The following is a 3171-nucleotide window of genomic DNA, read 5'->3' on the forward strand; positions in this document are numbered from 1 at the left end:
GGCAAGAGAGGCCCGACGCCAGCTCGCGGTGGATCTGGCTTTCGGTCGTGCGCGCGCCGATGGCGCCCCAGGCGACGAGGTCGGCGATGTATTGCGGCGTCGTCATGTCGAGGAATTCGGTCGCCGCCGGCAGGCCGAGATTGTTGACGGCGGAAAGCACGTTGCGCGCCATCCGCAAGCCTTTGTCGATGTTGAAGCTGCCGTCGAGGTCGGGATCGTTGATCAGGCCCTTCCAGCCAACCGTGGTGCGCGGCTTCTCGAAATAGACGCGCATGACGATCTCGAGCCGGTCGGCCAGGGCCTCGCGCAGCGCCGCCAGACGGCTGGCGTAGTCCACGGCGGCGACCGGATCGTGGATGGAACAAGGGCCGACGATGACGACCAGTCGATCGTCGGCCCCGGTCAGGATGGAATGGATGGCGTTGCGTGACGCAGCAACGGTGCGCGTCGCCGTGAGCGAGCGCGGTATCTCGCGCATCACGTCGTCCGGCGTGCTCAGGACTTTGAGTTCCTTGACCCGTAGGTCGTCTGTGGTGGTCAACACGGCTTTCTGCTCCTGGTTAGGAGACCTGCCGGCTGAAACGAAAAAGCCGCCAGGTCTGGCGGCTTTTCGGATTAGATGCTGCAATCTTCAGATCGAGCGCAATCCTCCCGCCGCCAGCGAGCTACCGTAGCTAAAGTACCAAAACGAGGCGGTCAGGTGGATCATGCGGCTCATATAGTCGATGCCGAGGCGCTTGTCACGTCCTCATGAAGCTAAGCATTTGCTTGGTTTGCGCCGTGCTCCGTGGCCTCGGGAAAAATAGAGCATCATGCAGCGGTTCACGGTTCATGCAGACCATGGATCGAAAAGTTCGATTGCAAAGCCTTCGAAATCCTTCGAATTACGCGTTGCCAAGGTGAGCTGCTTCGCAATCGCGGTGGCGGCGATCAGACCGTCCATCGACGACAGACCGCGACCGCGGCGCTTGGCAAGGCCCATCAGGTCGCCCCAGGCCAAGGCAACGGCTTCGTCCACCGGCAAAACCCTTTGCTCGAAGCGCTGCGGCAAATCTCGAGCGAGCCATTCGGCCAGAGCCTCTCGTTTGCGGCCCTCATCCATGAGGGAAACGCCGCGCCGGATCTCGGCGATCGACACGACGCTGATGAATGATCGATCCTCATCAAGCCCGTCCAGCCACTTTAGAACGCCTACATCCGGCGCCGGCCTCGTGACCTCTGACAGGACATTGGTATCGAGCAGAAGCCTCAAAGCGGCTGATCACGCGGTTCGTCGGGTTGACGCTCAAGGTCGAGATCGGCGCCGCGCAGCGGCGACTCCAGGAGGAACTCCGCAAGCGTTCCTTTGCGGGCGGTCTTCCGCCGCCATTCCTCTGCGGACACGACGACAACGCTTGGTTTGCCGTTACGGGTGATCGTCTGAGGCGAAGATTGCGCCCGATCTATTACCTCCGAGAGCCGGGCCTTTGCCCCAGCGACCGTCCAGCTCGTATCTCCTTTCGGTCCGGGCAGCATCTCAATCTCATGACTACTCTGACCATCTTGACTATACCGGAATAGCGATGCTGCGGCAACAGGGGCTCTCAGGGGCCGCGTACCTTTGGGCGCACGAGGCTGATCACATCGCCACCCATAGCTGGCCGGCTTCTGGCGTAAGGCTACTCGTGTCACTACTCCCCGATCACGCCAGCTATGTTTTGATCATAATCGACCAGCGAGCCGGTCATGACGCCGGCCTGCGGGCTGAGCATATAGGTGATCAGCCGGGCAAGCTGCGCCGGCTTGACCAACTGGCCCATCGGCTGCGCGGCCTCGGCCTTTTCCAGCCAGTCGTCCGGCGCATCGTGCCACTTCTTCTGCACGATCGCCTCGCCCTCGGTATCCATCCAGCCGGGCAGCACCGCGTTGCAGCGGATGCGGTTTTTCCGGTAGGAGCTGGCGACATTCTTGGTCAGCGTCATCAGCGCGCCCTTGCTGGTCGAATAGGGCGTCAGGAAGGACTGGCCGGCATGCGCCGACATCGACAGCACGTTGACGATCGAGCCCGGCGCCCTGCGCTCCAGGAGATGCGCGACGAGGCCTTGCATCAGGAAAAAGGGGCCGCGCACATTGGTGTCGAAGATCTGGTCGAAAAGCTCTTCCGATGTCTCGACCAACGAGCCGCGGGCCGAAGTGGCGGCGGCGTTGACCAGCGCGTTCAAAGTGCCGAAATGCGCGAGCGCCGTTGCGACGGCGCGCTTGCAGTCGGCGACCTTGGCGACATCGGCGCTGATGAAGATGGCATCGACACCGTTCTTCTTGAGCGCTGCGACCGCCTTGTCACCTTTGTCCTGCGAGCGGCCGACCAGCGCCAGCGCGCGGCAACCCTCGTCGGCCAAGGCTTCCGCGACGGCGAAGCCGATGCCCTGCGCGCCGCCGGTGACGATGGCGCGCGTTTCTGAATTGCGACCGGCTAGACCGTTCATCGCTCTGGCTCCTGTAATCGAGTTCAAACCTTCAGGCGACGCGGACGGTCTTGCCTGTCTTGGCAGACTCCAAGGCGGCATCAGCCAGCTTCAAGGCGACCAGCCCGTCCTTGCCGCTCGGCGCCGCCTTCTTGCCGGCAGTCGCGGCGGCGATGAAGGAAGCGATCTCGTTGGCGTAGGCGTCGATGTAGCGGGTCATGAAGAAATCGTGCAGCGGCGGGCGCGTGTAGCCCTTGTCGTTGGCGAGTTCGATCGACACCGGCCGCTGATTCTCGGCCGCAACCATGCCCTTCGAGCCGTGCGCCTCGATGCGCTGGTCGTAGCCATAGGTGGCGCGGCGCGAGTTGGAGATGACGGCCTGCTTGCCGGACGCGGTTTCCAGAATGACGCTGACGGAGTCGAAATCGCCCGCTTCGCCGATCTTCTTGTCGACCAGCACCGAGGCGTGCGCGCTGACGGCAACCGGCTCTTCGCCGAGCAGGAAGCGCGCCATGTCGAAATCATGGATGGTCATGTCGCGAAAAATGCCGCCGGATCGCGCGATGTAGTCGAGCGGCGGCGCGCCCGGATCACGCGAGGTGATGGTGACCATCTCGACATCGCCGATGGCGCCGTCGTCGATCGCCTTGCGGACGGCGGCGAAATGCGGGTCGAAGCGGCGGTTGAAGCCGACCATCAGCGTAGCGCCGGCCTTGTCGACCACGGC

At 63.2% G+C, this 3171-nt stretch carries 5 protein-coding genes; all 5 read right to left on the minus strand.

Going from position 1 to position 3171, the window contains the following annotated elements:
* On the minus strand, nt 1–544 hold a 544-nt coding region (locus EOA60_RS25580; RefSeq protein WP_128312097.1), incomplete at its 3' end, for a 3-deoxy-7-phosphoheptulonate synthase.
* Nucleotides 545–829: 285 nt separating this feature from the next.
* Nucleotides 830–1252, minus strand: coding sequence for a type II toxin-antitoxin system VapC family toxin (locus EOA60_RS25585; RefSeq protein WP_095776898.1), 423 nt, complete (start codon nt 1250–1252; stop codon nt 830–832).
* Nucleotides 1249–1515, minus strand: a complete 267-nt coding sequence (locus EOA60_RS25590; protein WP_095825528.1) for a type II toxin-antitoxin system Phd/YefM family antitoxin — start codon at nt 1513–1515, stop codon at nt 1249–1251. Before EOA60_RS25590 ends, EOA60_RS25585 begins: the two co-directional genes overlap by 4 nt.
* A gap of 155 nt (nt 1516–1670) precedes the next feature.
* Nucleotides 1671–2465 carry an SDR family oxidoreductase gene (locus EOA60_RS25595; RefSeq protein ID WP_095825527.1) on the minus strand — a complete coding sequence of 265 codons (795 nt, stop codon included), beginning with the start codon at nt 2463–2465 and terminating at the stop codon, nt 1671–1673.
* Between the two features lie 31 nt (nt 2466–2496).
* Nucleotides 2497–3171 (minus strand): Gfo/Idh/MocA family oxidoreductase (locus tag EOA60_RS25600; RefSeq protein WP_128312099.1); only part of this gene is annotated, 675 nt, incomplete at its 5' end.

Origin of the sequence: Mesorhizobium sp. M1A.F.Ca.IN.020.06.1.1, from assembly GCF_004023265.1 — a bacterium.
Classification (GTDB): Bacteria; Pseudomonadota; Alphaproteobacteria; order Rhizobiales; family Rhizobiaceae; genus Mesorhizobium.